The sequence below is a fragment of the Thiolapillus sp. genome (assembly GCF_048562965.1).
GTDB classification, from domain to species: Bacteria; Pseudomonadota; Gammaproteobacteria; order Chromatiales; family Chromatiaceae; genus Thiolapillus; species Thiolapillus brandeum_A.
The window spans coordinates 1-990 of sequence record NZ_JBHNMF010001024.1 but is presented as its reverse complement, the minus strand read 5'-3'; the positions used below and the strand labels follow the sequence as shown (position 1 = coordinate 990).

Genomic DNA, 990 nt, shown 5'->3' with positions numbered 1-990 from the left:
CCCAAAATCTATCACGAGGCCGAAGACACGCTTGAGCTGGCCGTACTGTTGGCCAATGAAACCGGAGAACATGACATTCTGGGCAGGCTGGGAGGCGATGAATTCGGGCTGGTCGTCAAGGATCGCACACAGGAGCAGGCCTTGCAGGTAGCCCGGCAATTGCTGAAAGGCATTCAGGCATTCCGTTTCTACTGGGAAGACAAGATCTTTTCCCTGGGCATGAGTATCGGCCTGGTCAGCATCAGCGATGCCGGTCAGAGCGTTACCAATCTGCTGCGTCTGGCAGATGCAGCCTGCTATCGCGCCAAGGAGGAAGGCAGAAACCGTATCATCGTCACCAGCCAGTTCGACGGCGAAATACTGCAGCGCAGGCGCGGCGAAATCGACTGGATCAACAGCATCGAATCCGCCTTCGACCAGAACCGTTTCGTACTCTATCAGCAGCCCATCGTCAGAGTTGAGGCAGATCCGGGGGAGAAACCCATGGGCATGGAGATCCTGCTGCGCATGATCGATCCCGATGGCAACCTGGTCACACCGGACAAATTCCTGCCTCCGGCAGAACGCTACAACCTGATATCGGTCATCAACCGCTGGGTGGTCCGCAGCACCTTCCTGTGGCTAGCCAACCACCCGGAAAGAAGTACCCTCCCCGCGCTGACAACCATCAACCTGTCTGGCGCTTCTGTGGCGGACCCCCTGTTCCTGGACTTTGTCCTGGAGCAGCTGCAGACACCCAACCTGCCACCCAACAGCATCTGCCTGGAAATCACGGAAACCGTTGCCATCACCAACCTTTCAAAGGCGCGGCGTTTTATCACCGAACTCCACGATGCGGGTTGCCTGTTCGCTCTCGATGATTTCGGCAGTGGTATGTCTTCCTACAGTTATCTGAAGGATCTGCCCGTCGATTTCCTGAAAATTGACGGGCAGTTCGTGCAGGATATGGACAAGGACCCCATCAGTCTGGCCATGATCAAGTCCATCTAA

General features: G+C 56.2%; 1 protein-coding gene. It reads left to right on the top strand.

Features of this window, described 5'->3' with window-relative positions:
* The coding region (locus ACOCD2_RS21960; protein ID WP_293653441.1) for an EAL domain-containing protein at positions 1–990 on the top strand (990 nt) is incomplete at its 5' end.